This window comes from Nocardioides plantarum (genome assembly GCF_006346395.1).
GTDB classification, from domain to species: domain Bacteria; phylum Actinomycetota; class Actinomycetes; order Propionibacteriales; family Nocardioidaceae; genus Nocardioides; species Nocardioides plantarum.
The window spans coordinates 2,341,647-2,355,654 of the sequence record NZ_VDMS01000001.1; the positions used below are offsets into that span (position 1 = coordinate 2,341,647).

At 70.3% G+C, this 14,008-nt stretch carries 11 protein-coding genes; 7 read left to right on the forward strand and 4 right to left on the reverse strand.

Going from position 1 to position 14,008, the window contains the following annotated elements; genetic code table 11:
- Positions 1 to 25: 25 nt before the first annotated feature.
- On the forward strand, positions 26 to 1,189 hold the full coding sequence (locus FJQ56_RS10995; protein WP_140009434.1) for a CaiB/BaiF CoA transferase family protein: 1,164 nt from the start codon (positions 26 to 28) through the stop codon (positions 1,187 to 1,189).
- Between the two features lie 54 nt (positions 1,190 to 1,243).
- Positions 1,244 to 2,695 (forward strand): flavin-containing monooxygenase, encoded by a 1,452-nt coding sequence (locus FJQ56_RS11000; RefSeq protein WP_140009435.1) that lies wholly within the window; start codon positions 1,244 to 1,246, stop codon positions 2,693 to 2,695.
- Here the strand turns inward: FJQ56_RS11000 and FJQ56_RS11005 are convergent.
- Entirely contained in the window at positions 2,692 to 4,506 is a 1,815-nt protein-coding gene (locus tag FJQ56_RS11005) for an AAA family ATPase (RefSeq protein WP_140009436.1), read from the reverse strand. The two genes, FJQ56_RS11000 and FJQ56_RS11005, sit on opposite strands and share 4 nt — an antisense overlap.
- Complete coding sequence (locus tag FJQ56_RS11010; RefSeq protein ID WP_140009437.1) at positions 4,503 to 5,654, reverse strand: hypothetical protein; 1,152 nt, start codon at positions 5,652 to 5,654, stop codon at positions 4,503 to 4,505. The genes FJQ56_RS11005 and FJQ56_RS11010 overlap by 4 nt, the downstream gene beginning before the upstream one ends.
- Positions 5,655 to 5,844: 190 nt before the next feature.
- On the opposite strand from FJQ56_RS11010, the gene FJQ56_RS11015 reads away from it, so the two are divergent.
- Both FJQ56_RS11015 and FJQ56_RS11020 read left to right on the forward strand, forming a co-directional pair.
- Entirely contained in the window at positions 5,845 to 6,039 is a 195-nt protein-coding gene (locus FJQ56_RS11015) for a CsbD family protein (protein ID WP_140009438.1), read from the forward strand.
- A gap of 137 nt (positions 6,040 to 6,176) precedes the next feature.
- Positions 6,177 to 6,812 (forward strand): CPBP family intramembrane glutamic endopeptidase, encoded by a 636-nt coding sequence (locus tag FJQ56_RS11020; protein ID WP_140009439.1) that lies wholly within the window; start codon positions 6,177 to 6,179, stop codon positions 6,810 to 6,812.
- A gap of 28 nt (positions 6,813 to 6,840) precedes the next feature.
- On the opposite strand, the gene FJQ56_RS11025 is transcribed toward FJQ56_RS11020, so the two are convergent.
- Positions 6,841 to 7,734 carry an NAD(P)H-binding protein gene (locus FJQ56_RS11025; RefSeq protein WP_140009440.1) on the reverse strand — a complete coding sequence of 298 codons (894 nt, stop codon included), beginning with the start codon at positions 7,732 to 7,734 and terminating at the stop codon, positions 6,841 to 6,843.
- A 195-nt stretch (positions 7,735 to 7,929) separates the two neighbouring features.
- Between FJQ56_RS11025 and FJQ56_RS11030 the strand changes: the two genes are divergently transcribed.
- Entirely contained in the window at positions 7,930 to 9,423 is a 1,494-nt protein-coding gene (locus FJQ56_RS11030) for a DEAD/DEAH box helicase (protein WP_140009441.1), read from the forward strand.
- A gap of 160 nt (positions 9,424 to 9,583) precedes the next feature.
- On the opposite strand, the gene FJQ56_RS11035 is transcribed toward FJQ56_RS11030, so the two are convergent.
- The gene (locus tag FJQ56_RS11035; protein ID WP_140009442.1) at positions 9,584 to 10,306 is read right to left on the reverse strand and encodes a MerR family transcriptional regulator; all 723 of its coding nucleotides are present in this window, start codon (positions 10,304 to 10,306) and stop codon (positions 9,584 to 9,586) included.
- Between the two features lie 128 nt (positions 10,307 to 10,434).
- Between FJQ56_RS11035 and FJQ56_RS11040 the strand changes: the two genes are divergently transcribed.
- Both FJQ56_RS11040 and FJQ56_RS11045 read left to right on the forward strand, forming a co-directional pair.
- Entirely contained in the window at positions 10,435 to 11,646 is a 1,212-nt protein-coding gene (locus FJQ56_RS11040) for an acetyl-CoA C-acetyltransferase (RefSeq protein ID WP_140009443.1), read from the forward strand.
- 146 nt (positions 11,647 to 11,792) lie between these two features.
- On the forward strand, positions 11,793 to 14,006 hold the full coding sequence (locus FJQ56_RS11045) for a 3-hydroxyacyl-CoA dehydrogenase NAD-binding domain-containing protein (protein WP_140009444.1): 2,214 nt from the start codon (positions 11,793 to 11,795) through the stop codon (positions 14,004 to 14,006).
- The last annotated feature ends 2 nt before the right edge of the window (positions 14,007 to 14,008 follow it).

Genomic DNA, 14,008 nt, shown 5'->3' on the forward strand with positions numbered 1-14,008 from the left:
GCAACGTCCTGGCATGATCCGGTCCATGACTGAGCAGACCGTCGAGCTGGGCCAGGGCACCGGACCGCTGAAGGGCGTCAAGGTCGTCGAGATCGCGGGGATCGGCCCGGGGCCGCACGCCTGCATGATCCTGGCCGACCTGGGCGCCGACGTCATCCGCGTGGAGCGCCCCGGCGGCCAGGCCCTGGCCGGCGGCAAGACGATGCTGCTCAACCGCGGACGGCCCAGCGTCGCGCTGGACCTGAAGAACCCCGAGGCCCGCCAGGTCGTGCTCGACCTGGTCGCGGATGCCGACGTCCTCGTCGAGGGCATGCGCCCCGGGGTCACCGAGCGCCTCGGCCTGGGCCCCGACGACTGCCACGCGGTCAACCCGCGCCTGGTCTACGGCCGGATGACGGGCTGGGGCCAGACCGGTCCGCTGGCGCAGGCCGCCGGGCACGACATGAACTACATCGCCATCACCGGTGCCCTCTTCGGCCTGGGCCAGGACAAGGCCAGGCCGCACTTCCCGGCCAACCTGGTCGGCGACTTCGGCGGCGGGTCGACGTACCTCGTGATCGGCATCCTGGCGGCGCTCCTCGAGGCCAAGGCGTCCGGTCAGGGGCAGGTGGTCGACGCGGCCATCGTCGACGGCACCGCCCACCTCAACGCGATGACCAACGCGTTCGCCAACTCCGGCGGCTACCACGAGGAGCGCGCGGCCAACCTGCTCGACGGCGGCGTCCCGTTCTACGACATCTACGAGACCTCCGACGGCAAGCACCTGAGCGTCGGGTCGCTCGAGCCGCAGTTCTTCGACACGCTCGTCACCCTCCTCGAGATCAAGGACACCTGCCCCGGGCAGGCCGACCTCGACCGCTACGACGAGATGCGCGCCCTCCTCACCGAGACCTTCGCGAGCCGGACGCAGCGGGAGTGGATCGACCTCTTCGAGGGCACCGACGCCTGCGTCGCCGGGATCATCCCGATCAGCGAGGCACCCGACCACCCCCACCTGGCCGCCCGTGGCACGTTCGTCGTCAAGGACGGGATGACCCAGCCCGTGCCCGCCCCGCGCTTCTCGCGCACCGAGGCGACGCTGGGCTCGCCGCCGCCCGGCCCCGGCGAGCACACGCGAGCCGCCCTCACCGCCTGGGGCGTCGCCGACGTCGACGGCCTGCTCGAGCGTGGCGTCGCCGTCCAGACCTGACCCCCACCGCCCGGCTGTTGAATATGTGTCAATAAGCCCCTAGGGTCGGGGACCATGAGCACTCCCGAGCACGTCGACGTCCTCATCGTGGGCGCCGGCCTGAGCGGCATCGGCGCCGCCTGCCAGCTGAGGACCGGCCACCCCGGCCGCACCGTTGCGCTCCTCGAGGCGCGCGAGGCGAGCGGCGGTACGTGGGACCTGTTCCGCTACCCCGGCATCCGCTCCGACTCCGACATGTTCACGTTCGGCTACAAGTGGCGGCCCTGGCCCAGCGACACCGCGCTGGCCGACGGCGCGCTGATCCTCGACTACGTGCGCACCGTCGCCGAGGAGTACGGCGTCGACAAGCTCATCCGCTACCGCTCCAAGGTCACCGCCGCGAGCTGGGACAGCGAGACGGCCCGCTGGACGGTCACGATCGACCACGACGGGACCGAGCTCACCATGACCGCCGGGTTCCTCTGGGGGGCCACCGGCTACTACGACTACGAGGGGGGCCACGCGCCCGTCTTCCCGGGGCGCGAGGACTTCGAGGCCGCCGGCGGCCAGGTCGTCCACCCGCAGTTCTGGCCCGAGGACCTCGACTACTCGGACAAGAAGGTGGTGGTCATCGGCTCCGGCGCGACCGCGGTGACGCTGGTGCCGTCGATGGCGCCGACCGCCGCCAAGGTGACCATGCTGCAGCGCACGCCGACCTACATCCTCCCGCAGCCCGCGAAGGACCCGCTCGCCGTGGCGTTGCGCCGCCTCCCGACCAGGCTGAGCTCCCCGATCGTCCGCAGCGCCAACATCGCCAAGCTGGTCGCCAACTACCAGCTCGCCCAGCGGCTGCCCGACGTCTCCAGGAAGCTCGTCCGCCGCGTCACCGAGCGCCAGCTCCCCGAGCACCTCTCCTACGACGAGCACTTCCAGCCGCCCTACAACGTCTGGGACCAGCGCCTGTGCGTCGTCCCCAACAGCGACCTGTTCCGCGCGCTGCGCTCGGGCAAGGCCGACGTCGTGACCGACACCATCGACACGTTCACCGACACGGGCATCCGGCTCTCCTCCGGCAAGGAGCTCGAGGCCGACATCATCGTCAGTGCGACCGGGCTCAGGCTCAAGCTGTTCGGCGGCATCGCGGTGACCGTCGACGGAGAGCCGTTCGTGGCCCACGAGACCATGACCTACAAGGGCCTGATGGTCAGCGGCATCCCCAACTTCGTCTTCACCATCGGCTACACCAACGCCTCCTGGACCCTCAAGGCCGACCTCGTCGGTGACTACGTCGTCCGGCTCCTGCGCCACATGGACGACACCGGCGTCCGGGCCGTGGTCCCGGTCAAGGACGAGAGCGTCGGCGAACGCCCCTTCATGGACCTCGCCTCGGGCTACGTCCAGCGTGCCCTCGACGGCCTGCCGCGCCAGGGCGACCGGGCCCCGTGGGCGCTGAAGCAGAACTACTACGTCGACGTCCGCTCCATCCGCACCGGCAAGATCGACGACGGGGTGCTCCAGTTCGACTAGCCGTCCGAACGCCAGCGCTCCGCAATGCTGGCGATCTCGGCCGCCAGCTCGTGGTCTGCCAATCTGTGGGCCACTTGGTCACTGGCCCACTGCTGCAGGTCGGCTGCCTCGCCAGCGTCGCGCGTCACGAGAAACGTCAACGCGAGGTCGAGCGCCGAGTGGAGTACGTCATGCGGGTACGTCGCCACGGCAGCGGAGGCAATCGCCCAAGCAGCGTCGGCTGCGGCTGGTCTTCCAGCCAGCTCGAGCCACGACGCCATCGCTCCGCTCAGCATGAAGCGCTGACTCTCCGGCGTGGAACGGAAGATCCGTTCTGCGCGTTCGACCCAGGCGTCGACATCTGCGGCACCATCCGTGATGAACGCGAACGTGGCCTCGACCAGCACCTCCGCTTGTATGCGGACGACCGACCGACCTGCCAGGGCGTGCTCGACGGCCCTTCTGACGGGCGTGGGCAGACTGAGCAGGCCGTCGGGTTCACGGCCCTCGAGGACGTCCGACAGGTGCATGAGAAGGGTGAGTGACGCGCCATTCACACGTGAGCTGGCGTAGTCCGTGAGGAAACGCGACACCCTGACCACGGGTTCGTCCTGCGCGGCCAATGCCGCTGACAGGTACTCGGCCGTCGTCAGTTGAGCTGACGGCACCTGCAGCTGCAGCCGGTCGAACCAGTGCTTGAGAAAGTCGACGACGAGGCGGAGCGGTTGCTGGCGGCCGTCCTTGACCTGGAAGGCGAGTCGAGCCATCGGCTCGGCCAGTTCGTAGTGCGTCCGGCGCCGATCTGTTGCGGCCGGTGTCAACGTCGTGGTCGAGGAGCTCGAGACCTGAGACACCCAGCCGCGGTCGAGCAGGTCGACCATCGTGCGCCCCACGCTTCGCTGGTCCGCCTCGATCCGCTCCGCGAGCTCGCGCACGTGGAGAGGGCGGTCGGCCTCGGCCAGCTCGGCAACGACCAGTCGTTGCTGAGGCGAGAGTCGAGCCAGCTGCTCCTGGTAGTACGGCGTGAGGTCGTCGACCCTGGCGATCAGGTGCTCCACCAGCTCGGAGAGGCCGTCCACGGACAGCGAGGTCGAGAGCAGTGACCACATCCGCGGCTGCCCGCCGGCGAGGTGGGCGATGGCACGAAGTCGGGCCCGACCCTGGTCGGAGGCCAGGTAGTCGACGAGGTCGTCCTGGCCGTTCTCGATCGCGATGCGGGTCAGCATCGCCGCGGCCTCGTCGGTGTCGAGCGGCGCGAGCCGCGAGGTCGTGAAGAACGCGTAGAACGGGCTCGCCTGCTCCGACAGCGATCGGTCCAGACGAGTCGTCGTGGCGACCAGCAGCAGGGACCGATCGGCCTGGAGCAGGTGTCGGAGCCGTTGCTGACCGTCCTCGCCGATCTGGTGCATCACCTGGTCGAGGTTCTCCAGCAGCACCACCACCGGGCCTCCGGCCTGAGCCGCCACCCGGATCTGGTGCTCCCGCTCGTCGGCGGTCGGTGCGGGAGGCACGTCGAGACGCTCCAGGATCGCGCCGAGCAGGTGCCGGTGCGACGCGATGGTCCAGGGATCCTCGGGAAGCCACGCCACGTGCAGTCGGGCACCCTCGTCGATCAGGCCGCGGACGCGATGATGGACCAGTGAGACCAGGTGGGTCTTCCCAGCGCCCCGCGGGCCGACGAGGAGCGTGTGGTTGCGTTCCTGCGAGGTCGCAGCGCGTCGTACACGGTCGACGATGTCGGTGAGCAGGTCGTCGCGCGCGACGAAGAGCCGCTCCAACAGCTCGGGTGCCATCAGGGACGGGGTGAAGTGCGACCTCGGAGCAGCGCTCATGACGACAGCCTCCGGCGGCGGTGCCACACGCGACGCAGCACGTCGTACCGCCACCTGATCGCGTCGGCACCCTCGACGAGGTAGTGGTCGTCGACGAGGTCGTCGAGGATCAAGCGGATCTGGTCGGACCCCTGGGTGAGCACGTCAGCGGTGGGAACCGACCCTGCGGTGGCCACCCGGTCCAGGAGCAGCTCGGCCTCGCGCACTCGACCCTCGTAGAGGGGGTCGAGCCGGGTGACCAGGTGGGTCAGGGCTCGGCTGTCCTCGCGGTCGCCCACGAACTCGTCGAACACCGACACCACACGGGTGGCGTCGGTCGCGAGGCCGGACTCGCGGAGTCGATGGGCGAGGGCGTGGAGCAGGAACGGGATGCGTTCGGTGACCCGGACCATCTCGGAGACTGCTGGGTCGGTCGGCGTGTGGCCGATGCCCAGCAGCAGCCGATGGGCCAGCTCGACCGCTTCGGGCTGGGTCATGGGGCCCAGGGGCAGGTTGACCAGGTCGTTGATGACGCCCTCGGTGGCCCCGCACGCCCGCAGCACGTGATGGAAGCCGATCGATCCGCAGAGGATCCACCGCAGGCGCGACCGTCGTCGGCGCAGTTCTCGCAGGCACTGCAGCAGCTGATGCGCAGCGGCTGGGCCCTCGTTGTCCTTGATGTTGGCGATCGCGATGGGGACCTCGTCCATGGCGACGACCAGTAGCGCCTCGGGCGGGAGGTGCTCCTCGACCGCGAGGATGACGTCCGACAACAACGCCGTCGCCGACCGGCCGGTGGCGGCGACCCCGAGCTTCACCGGCCCGAGTCCGAGATCCAGGTCGACGTTGTCGAAGAAGGTCCGCCATCGATCCCTGGTCCGGGACGCGAGCCCGCGATGCGCTCGGAGTCCTTCGAGGGTGCGAAGCACGAACTCGGTGCTGCTCCGGACGCCCTCGTAGTCGATCTTGATCGCCAACAGGCCTGCACCCGGGTCGTCGACGAGAAGATCCAGCAGCACCGTCTTCCCCATCCGTCGGGGGTCGGTGAGGCTGAGGTTGTTCCCGGCGGTGAACTCCTCGCGTGCCCTCCGCAGCACGTCGCGGCGCCGAACCGCGCTCGCTGGATCGATCGTCGACCCCGGCTGGGGCGAGATGGGGGTGGTGTCCACGGCCGACTCCGTTCGTACGGGAGGAATGACGTACAAGTGTACGTGACTTCCTACGTACTTTGTCGACCAGGCCGGTCGCCGTTCCCCCTCAGCCATCTCCCACGGGGTGAGTCTCGCCCACCAGCCGCGTGGTTCTGTGGAGGACGACGGCGCCGTACGACGCCGGCACCTACTGCGAAGGAGCACTCCCGTGGGACTCGGAGACAAGATCAGCAACAAGGCCGAAGACCTCAAGGGTCAGGGCAAGGAGGCCACGGGCAGGGCCACCGGCGACGAGAGCCTCGAGGCCGAGGGCAAGGGCGACCAGGCCTCCGCCTCGCTCAAGGACGGCGTCGAGAAGGTCAAGGACGCCGCCAAGGACATCAAGGACGGCCTGACGAAGTAACCGTCGCCGCCGCCTCCTCACCCCTCGTCACACCGACATCTCCACCCGTGTCCTAGCGTGTACGACGAGGGGTGAGTGCTGTGGTGAGGCAGTGGGTTCAGCGGTCGCTGTGGGACGTCGTCCCCCGTGATCACCGGATGAGCGAGCGGGCGCTGCGGCGCCGCCGCATCGTCACGGGCGCGTTCGTCGTGCTGGGGGCGATCGTCCTCGGGACCCTCCTGCGGCTCGAGCAGGGCAGCACGGCGTTCGTCGTGATGTCGCTGGTGCTGGCCGGGGTGTGGACCGTCGGGGCGTTCGCCAGCGGGCCGATCTACCTGGGCCGGATCACGGTGAAGGACATGGAGGTCCGCCCGATCGTCCAGCCGTTGCTCATCGGGGCAGCGCTCGCCGGCGTCTTCGTGCTCGGCGCGCTGGTCGTGCGCGAGATCGGTCCGCTCGCCGACCAGATCCGCAACGTGCTGGGCTTCGCCAGCGAGGGCTACCTGCCGGTCCTGGTGGTCGTGACGGCCGTCAACGGAGTGGCCGAGGAGCTCTTCTTCCGCGGCGCGGCCTACGCCGCTATCTCCAAGTACCCCGTGGCCTGGACCACCGTGGCCTACACCATCGCCACGGCTGCGACCGGCAACGTGATGCTGGCGTTCGCCGCGATCCTGCTCGGCGTGATCACCGGGCTGCAGCGTCGCGCCTCCGGCGGCATCCTGGCCCCGATCCTCACGCACTGCACCTGGTCGTTGACCATGCTGCTCGCGCTGCCGGCCATCTTCGGCGTCTGATCGCCGCAGCCGGGCCGCGCAGCCGGTCTCAGGCCGGCTGCTTCGACTCCTCGATCGCCTGCCGTACGGCGTCCTGGTAGGCCGTCCGGTCGCCCGGCACGAGCGCAAGGATCGCGTCGTCGGTGACGACGACCTCGGTGGCCATCGAGTCGATCAGGTTCTTGGCCGTCGTGGTGTCGACGTCGGTCACGAACGCGATCCAGTGCGACGACAGCGACGGCGTCAGCAGGGGCACGGTGATGATCGGGACCTTGCGCCCGAGCATGACCTGCGCGGCCTGCTGCATCATCTCCAGGTAGGTCAGCTGCTCGGGCCCACCGATCTCCAGCACCCGGCCGTAGGTCGCCTCGTTGCCGATCACGCCGACGAGGTAACGGATCACGTCGTCCACCGCGATCGGCTGGGTGCGCGTGTTGACCCACTTGGGCACGACCATGGCCGGCAGGTTCTTGACCAGCTGGCGGGTGATCTCCCACGAGATGCCGCCGGCGCCGACGACGATGGCCGCGCGCAGCACCGTGACGGGTACGCCGCCCAGGCCCAGCTTGCCCTCGACCTCACGGCGCGAGCGCAGATGGGGAGAGAGATCGTCTCCCTCGGCGCCGAGGCCGCCGAGGTAGACGATCTGCTGCACGCCGGCCGCGGCGGCAGCCCGACCGAACGCCTCCGCGGCGTCGGCGTCCTTGCGCTCGAAGTCGTCGTCGTCGAGGGAGTGCACCAGGTAGACGGCCAGGTCGACGCCCGCGAGCGCCCGGTCGAGCGAGTCGGTGTCGCCGACATCGCCGTAGACACCCTCGCCGGGACCCTCGTAGTCGTCGGGACGGCGGGTCATCGCGCGTACGTCATGCCCTCGCTCGACCAGCACGGGCGCGAGACGTCGACCGACGAACCCGGTCGCGCCGGTCAGCAGGACAGTGGCCATCCCCACAGCGTAGGGAAGCGTCACGATGCCGGGGTTCACCCCGCAAGCGGATAGAGTCTGGCGATAGCAGCCCGCACAGTCTTGCCTCGGGCTCCCGCGCAGACTTCTGTCGGCGCCCCTCCTCGTGAGGCACCGCTACTCCTCCCGCCGCCGGCGGGACAGCTTGGTGAGACACACCAACGTGAGTGATCTCCTGTGACTTCTGTTCCTTCGTTCTCCGACCTCCTCGTGCCGGACGAGCTCGTCTCGATCCTGACCGCACGCGGCATCACCACCCCGACCCCGATCCAGGCCGCCACGCTGCCCGACTCGCTCGCCGGGCGCGACGTGCTCGGCCGCGGCCGTACCGGCTCCGGCAAGACCTACGCCTTCCTGCTCCCGCTGGTCACCCGGCTGGTGCAGTCGGGCAAGCGCCCGGCCGCCGGCAAGCCCCGCGCCCTGATCCTGGCCCCGACACGTGAGCTCGTGGGTCAGATCCACGAGGCCCTGATCCCGCTCGCCCAGGCGACCGGGCTCACCACCCAGACCGTCTTCGGCGGCGTCGGCCAGAACCCCCAGGTCAACGGCCTGCGGCGCGGCGTCGACATCGTCCTGGCCTGCCCCGGCCGGCTCGAGGACCTCATCCAGCAGGGTCACGCCTCGATGGCCAGCATCGAGATCACGATCCTCGACGAGGCCGACCACATGGCCGACCTGGGCTTCCTGCCCGCCGTACGCCGCCTGCTCGAGGCCACCCCGCGCTCGGGCCAGCGGCTGCTGTTCTCGGCCACCCTCGACAACGCGATCGACGTGCTGGTCAAGAAGTTCCTGACCAACCCGACCGTGCACGAGGCCGACTCGGCGCAGTCGCCGGTCTCGACGATGGACCACCACGTCCTCCACCTGGCCCGCGAGCACCGCGTGCAGGTGCTGGTCGACCTGACCTCCGCCCCCGGTCGCACCGTGGTGTTCACCCGCACCAAGCACGGGGCCAAGGCCCTGGCCCGCCAGCTCAACAAGAGCGGCGTCCCGACCGTCGACCTGCACGGCAACCTGAGCCAGAACGCCCGCACCCGCAACATGGAGGCGTTCCACTCCGGCCAGGCCACCACGCTCGTCGCGACCGACATCGCCGCCCGTGGCATCCACGTCGACGACGTCGCGCTGGTCGTCCACGCCGACCCGCCGACCGAGCACAAGGCCTACCTGCACCGCTCGGGCCGTACCGCCCGCGCCGGTGCCGCCGGCACCGTGGTCACCCTGATGACCGACGAGCAGGTGCGCGACGTCCGTCAGCTCACCCGCGCGGCCGGCATCAAGCCCACGCTCACCAAGATGTCCGGCGCGTCGCACCCGGTGCTCGTCCAGCTCGCCCCCGGCGAGCGGGTGCTGGTGCCCGGTGGCCTCGAGCTGACCGCGTCGGGTCAGGACGTCCAGTCCTCCTCGGCCGGCGGCGGTCGCGGCAACGGCCGCAACCGCACCGGTGGCGGCAACGGCGGCGGTGCCCGCTCGGGCGGCGGACGCCGCTCCGGCGGCGGCGCCCCCAAGCAGGGCGGCCAGGCCAAGCAGTCCGGCCCGCGCAGTGGCTCCGGCGCCCCCAAGCAGGGCGGCAACGGCGGTGGCGGCGGTCGTCGTCGTACCGGTGCCGGCGCAGCCTCGGCCAGCTCCGGCGGCAGCCACTCGGCGTCCAGCTTCTCCGGTCGCCGCTGACCCCACCGCTCGACCCCGGCTGCTCCGCAGCCGCCACGAACCACGCCGGCCCGACGTCTCGCCACGACGGGCCGGCGTGCTGGCTTTTTCGCTGACCCGTCCCCCATGGGCGACGGGTGACCGCGAATCTGACGCTGACCCGTCGCCCATGGGCGACGGGTCAGCGGCGGGTCGCCTCGCGGGCGGCCTTGGCCACCGCGTTCTCGTACGCCGTCACCAGGCCGCCGACCGAGAGCGGCTTGAGGCTCTCCATGACCTCCTGGAACCGCTGGGACTCGTCCGCGCCGTAGCGCGGGGCGAGCTGCTCGGCGATGACCCGGTGCAGCTCCTCGGCCATCTGCCGACCGTGGTCGAGGTAGACCGCACGGGCCGCCTCGGCGACCTCCCGCGGGAACCCGAGGTCGAGCAGGTGCACGCCGATGCCGAGCTGGGTGCGGGCCACGAGGAACCGGTCGGCGCGCACCCGGACGATGCCGAGGGCGACCAGGGTGGCGACGTCCTCCTCGGACAGGGCACGGCCGGCGCGGCGCTCGAGCTCGTCGCGCTCCATGTCGACCGGCAGGTCGGACTGCCACGGGGCGAGCATCGTGCGGGCCAGGGCGATGTCCTCGGGCTCGGCGTCCTCGGGCAGCGCGGAGACGTAGCGCTCGATCGCTGCGAGCGTGAAGCCGTGGGCCTGGAGCTCCTGCACCAGCTCGAGGCGGGCGACGTGCTCGTCGGAGTAGTAGCCCGAGCGGCCCCGGCGGATCGGCGGCGGCACGAGGTTGCGCGAGGTGTAGAAGCGCACGTTGCGCACCGAGAGCCCGACGCGGTCGCACAGCTGCTCGAGCGTCAGCAGGTCGGGCGACGGGCTGGATGACGCACGGGGCGACGGTGCCGACATGACGTGACCCCTCTCACTCGGCGTACGGACTCGGGTTTCCTTGACGACAGTGACAGTATTGGTGTCACAATCGTGGGGAGCAAGCACCCCTTCGCGGAACACATCGCTAGAGCAACCTGAGGACGGTCATGGCAGAAGCATTCGTGTACGACCACCTGCGCACCCCGCGCGGCAAGGGCAAGGCCGCCGGCTCCCTCCACGAGGTGAAGCCGATCGATCTCATCGTGGGCCTCCTCGACGAGGTCAAGACCCGCAACCCCGGCCTCGACCCGGCCCGCGTCGACGACGTCGTCCTCGGTGTCGTCTCGCCCGTCGGCGAGCAGGGCGGCGACATCGCCAAGACCGCGGCGCTGGCGGCCGGCTACCCCGACACCGTCGCGGGCGTGCAGCTCAACCGGTTCTGCGCCTCGGGCCTCGAGGCCGTCAACCAGGCCGCAGCCCGCATCCGCGGCGGCATGGAGGACCTCATCCTCGCCGGCGGCGTGGAGTCGATGTCCAACGTCGCCATGGGCTCCGACGGCGGCGCCTGGGCCCAGGACCCCGCCACCGCGCTGCGCACCGGCTTCGTGCCGCAGGGCATCGGCGCCGACCTGATCGCGACGATCGAGGGCTGGAGCCGCGACGACGTCGACACCTACGCCGCCGAGTCGCACCACCGTGCCGCCAAGGCGTGGGCCAACGGCTACTTCTCCGACGCCGTCGTCCCGGTCCGTGACCTCAGCGGCCTGACGATCCTCGACCACGACGAGACGATCCGTCCCGACACCAGCCCCGAGGGCCTCGCCGGGCTCAAGCCGAGCTTCGCCGGCATCGGCGCCGACGCCGGCTTCGACGACGTGGCGCTCGAGAAGTACCACTGGATCGAGAAGATCGACCACGTCCACCACGCCGGCAACTCCTCCGGCATCGTCGACGGCGCCGCCCTGATGGCGATCGGCACCGAGCAGGTCGGCATCGACCTCGGCCTGACGCCCCGCGCGCGCATCATCTCGATGGCCGTCAGTGGCGCCGACCCGACGATCATGCTCACCGGTCCGGCGCCGGCCGCCCGCAAGGCGCTGGCCAAGGCCGGCCTCGAGGTCGGCGACATCGACCTGTTCGAGATCAACGAGGCGTTCGCCGCCGTCGCGATGCGGTTCATGCGCGACCTCGACATCAGCCACGAGATCACCAACGTCAACGGGGGCGCCATCGCCATGGGCCACCCGCTCGGCGCCACCGGCGCGATGATCCTCGGCACCCTCATCGACGAGCTCGCCCGCCGCGACCAGAAGCGCGGCCTCGCCACGCTGTGCGTCGGCGGCGGCATGGGCATCGCCACCATCGTCGAGCTGGTGTGACCGAGGGACGAGGTCACGCCAGCTGATGGTGGTCGAGCATCCGGCGTCGCGGCTGAGCCTGCGAAGTCGCGAACCGGTGTCGAGACCCCCGCAGCCGATGCGCCCAGAGCACCCCATGACGCCGTACGAACTGACAGGAACCACGCATGACTGACACCACCACCGACACCCAGACCGCCGTGCGTTACGACAAGGACGCCGACGGCATCGTCACCCTGACCCTGGACGACCCGAACCAGTCGGCCAACACGATGAACCAGCTCTACATCGACTCGATGACCAAGGCCGTCGACGCGCTGTACGACGAGCTGGCGGCCGACGAGAACGCCGTCACCGGCGTCGTGGTCGCCTCGGCCAAGAAGACCTTCTTCGCCGGCGGCGACCTCAAGAACATGATCGAGGCGACCAAGGCCGACGCCGCCGAGATCTACGCGCTGGCCGAGAGCGTCAAGGCGGCCCTGCGCCGCCTCGAGAAGCTGCCCAAGCCGGTCGTCGCGGCGATCAACGGCGCGGCCCTGGGCGGTGGCTACGAGATCACCCTGGCCACCAACCACCGCATCGTGGTCGACGACCCCAAGGCCGTGGTCGGCCTGCCCGAGGTCAGCCTCGGGCTGCTGCCCGGCGGTGGCGGCGTGACCCGCGTGGTCCGCAAGTTCGGCCTGCAGGACGGACTGATGACGGTGCTGCTGCAGGGCACGCAGTTCAAGCCCGCGGCGGCGCTCAAGGCCGGGCTCATCGACGAGGTCGTCGCGACCCGCGAGGAGCTGGTCCCCGCTGCCAAGGCGTGGATCAAGGCCAACCCCGAGGCGACCCAGAACCCCTGGGACGCGCCGGGTTACAAGATGCCCGGCGGCTCGGTCAAGAGCCCCGCGATCGCGGGCTTCCTGCCGGCGTTCCCCGCGCTGCTGCGCAAGCAGACGAAGGGTGCCGTCTACCCCGCCGCCCGGGCGATCCTCAGCGCCGCGGTCGAGGGCGCCGGTCGCGACTTCGACACCGCCTCGCGCATCGAGAGCCGCTACCTGACCAACCTGATCGTCAACCAGGGCTCGAAGAACATGATCCAGGCGTTCTTCTTCGACCTGCAGGCGATCAACTCCGGCGCGCTGCGCCCGCAGGGCATCGCGCCGTGGAAGGCCACCAAGGTCGGCGTCCTCGGCGCCGGCATGATGGGTGCCGGCATCGCCTACTCGTGTGCCCGCGCCGGCATCGAGGTCGTCCTCAAGGACGTCGCCCTCGAGAACGCCGAGAAGGGCAAGGCCTACACCGAGAAGCTCAACGCCAAGGCGGTCAGCCGCGGCAAGCTAGCCCAGGAGAAGGCCGACGAGCTGCTCGCCCGGATCACGGCCACCGACGACTACGCCGACCTGGCCGGCTGCGACCTGGTCATCGAGGCCGTCTTCGAGGACCCCACGCTCAAGCACCAGGTCTTCGCCGAGGCGGTCAAGCACGTCGACCCCGACGCGCTGCTGTGCTCCAACACGAGCACCCTGCCGATCACCGAGCTCGCCGAGGGCGTGGCCCGGCCGAAGGACTTCATCGGGCTGCACTTCTTCAGCCCCGTCGACAAGATGCCGCTGGTCGAGATCATCAAGGGCGCGGAGACCTCCGACGAGGCGCTCGCCAAGGCCTACGACGTCGTGCAGCAGATCAAGAAGACGCCGATCGTCGTCAACGACAGCCGCGGCTTCTACACCTCGCGCGTCATCGGCACCCAGGTGATGGAGGGCCTGGCCATGCTGGCCGAGGGCGTCCACCCCTACTCCGTCGAGCGGGCCACCACCCAGGCCGGCTACCCGGTCGGCGTGCTGCAGCTGACCGACGAGCTCAACATGGAGCTGATGGCCAAGATCGAGAAGGCCTCGCGCGATGCCGCGGAGCGCGACGGGACGCCGTACGTCGAGCACCCGGGTGTCGCCGTCGTACGCCGGATGATCGACCTGGGCCGCCCCTCGCGGCTCAAGGGCGCCGGCTTCTTCGACTACGTCGACGGCAACCGCGGCTCGATCTGGACCGGCCTCGCCGGCGAGTTCCCGCCGGCCGAGAAGCAGATCCCGATCGAGGACATGAAGGACCGGATGCTGTTCGCCGAGGCCCTCGAGACGGCCAAGTGCTTCGAGGAGGGCGTCATCACCTCGGCCGCCGCGGCCAACATCGGCTCGATCATGGGCATCGGCTTCCCGCCCATGACCGGCGGCGCGGCCCAGTTCATGACCGGCTACGAGCACCCGGTGACCGGCGAGATCGGCCTGCAGGCGTTCGTGCTGCGCGCCGACGAGCTCGCCAAGCTCTACGGGACCCGCTTCGAGCCCACCCCGTGGCTGCGCGACCTGGCCTCCTCGGGCGGCTCGTTCCCCGCCTGACC

What these genes read in the sequence shown, in the direction of transcription:
- FJQ56_RS10995 (WP_140009434.1), top strand. Translation starts at nt 26, where the DNA reads ATGACTGAGCAGACCGTCGAGCTGGGCCAGGGCACCGGACCGCTGAAG.
- FJQ56_RS11000 (WP_140009435.1), top strand. Translation starts at nt 1,244, where the DNA reads ATGAGCACTCCCGAGCACGTCGACGTCCTCATCGTGGGCGCCGGCCTG.
- FJQ56_RS11005 (WP_140009436.1), bottom strand. Translation starts at nt 4,506, where the DNA reads ATGAGCGCTGCTCCGAGGTCGCACTTCACCCCGTCCCTGATGGCACCC.
- FJQ56_RS11020 (WP_140009439.1), top strand. Translation starts at nt 6,177, where the DNA reads ATGAGCGAGCGGGCGCTGCGGCGCCGCCGCATCGTCACGGGCGCGTTC.
- FJQ56_RS11025 (WP_140009440.1), bottom strand. Translation starts at nt 7,734, where the DNA reads ATGGCCACTGTCCTGCTGACCGGCGCGACCGGGTTCGTCGGTCGACGT.
- FJQ56_RS11035 (WP_140009442.1), bottom strand. Translation starts at nt 10,306, where the DNA reads ATGTCGGCACCGTCGCCCCGTGCGTCATCCAGCCCGTCGCCCGACCTG.
- FJQ56_RS11040 (WP_140009443.1), top strand. Translation starts at nt 10,435, where the DNA reads ATGGCAGAAGCATTCGTGTACGACCACCTGCGCACCCCGCGCGGCAAG.
- FJQ56_RS11045 (WP_140009444.1), top strand. Translation starts at nt 11,793, where the DNA reads ATGACTGACACCACCACCGACACCCAGACCGCCGTGCGTTACGACAAG.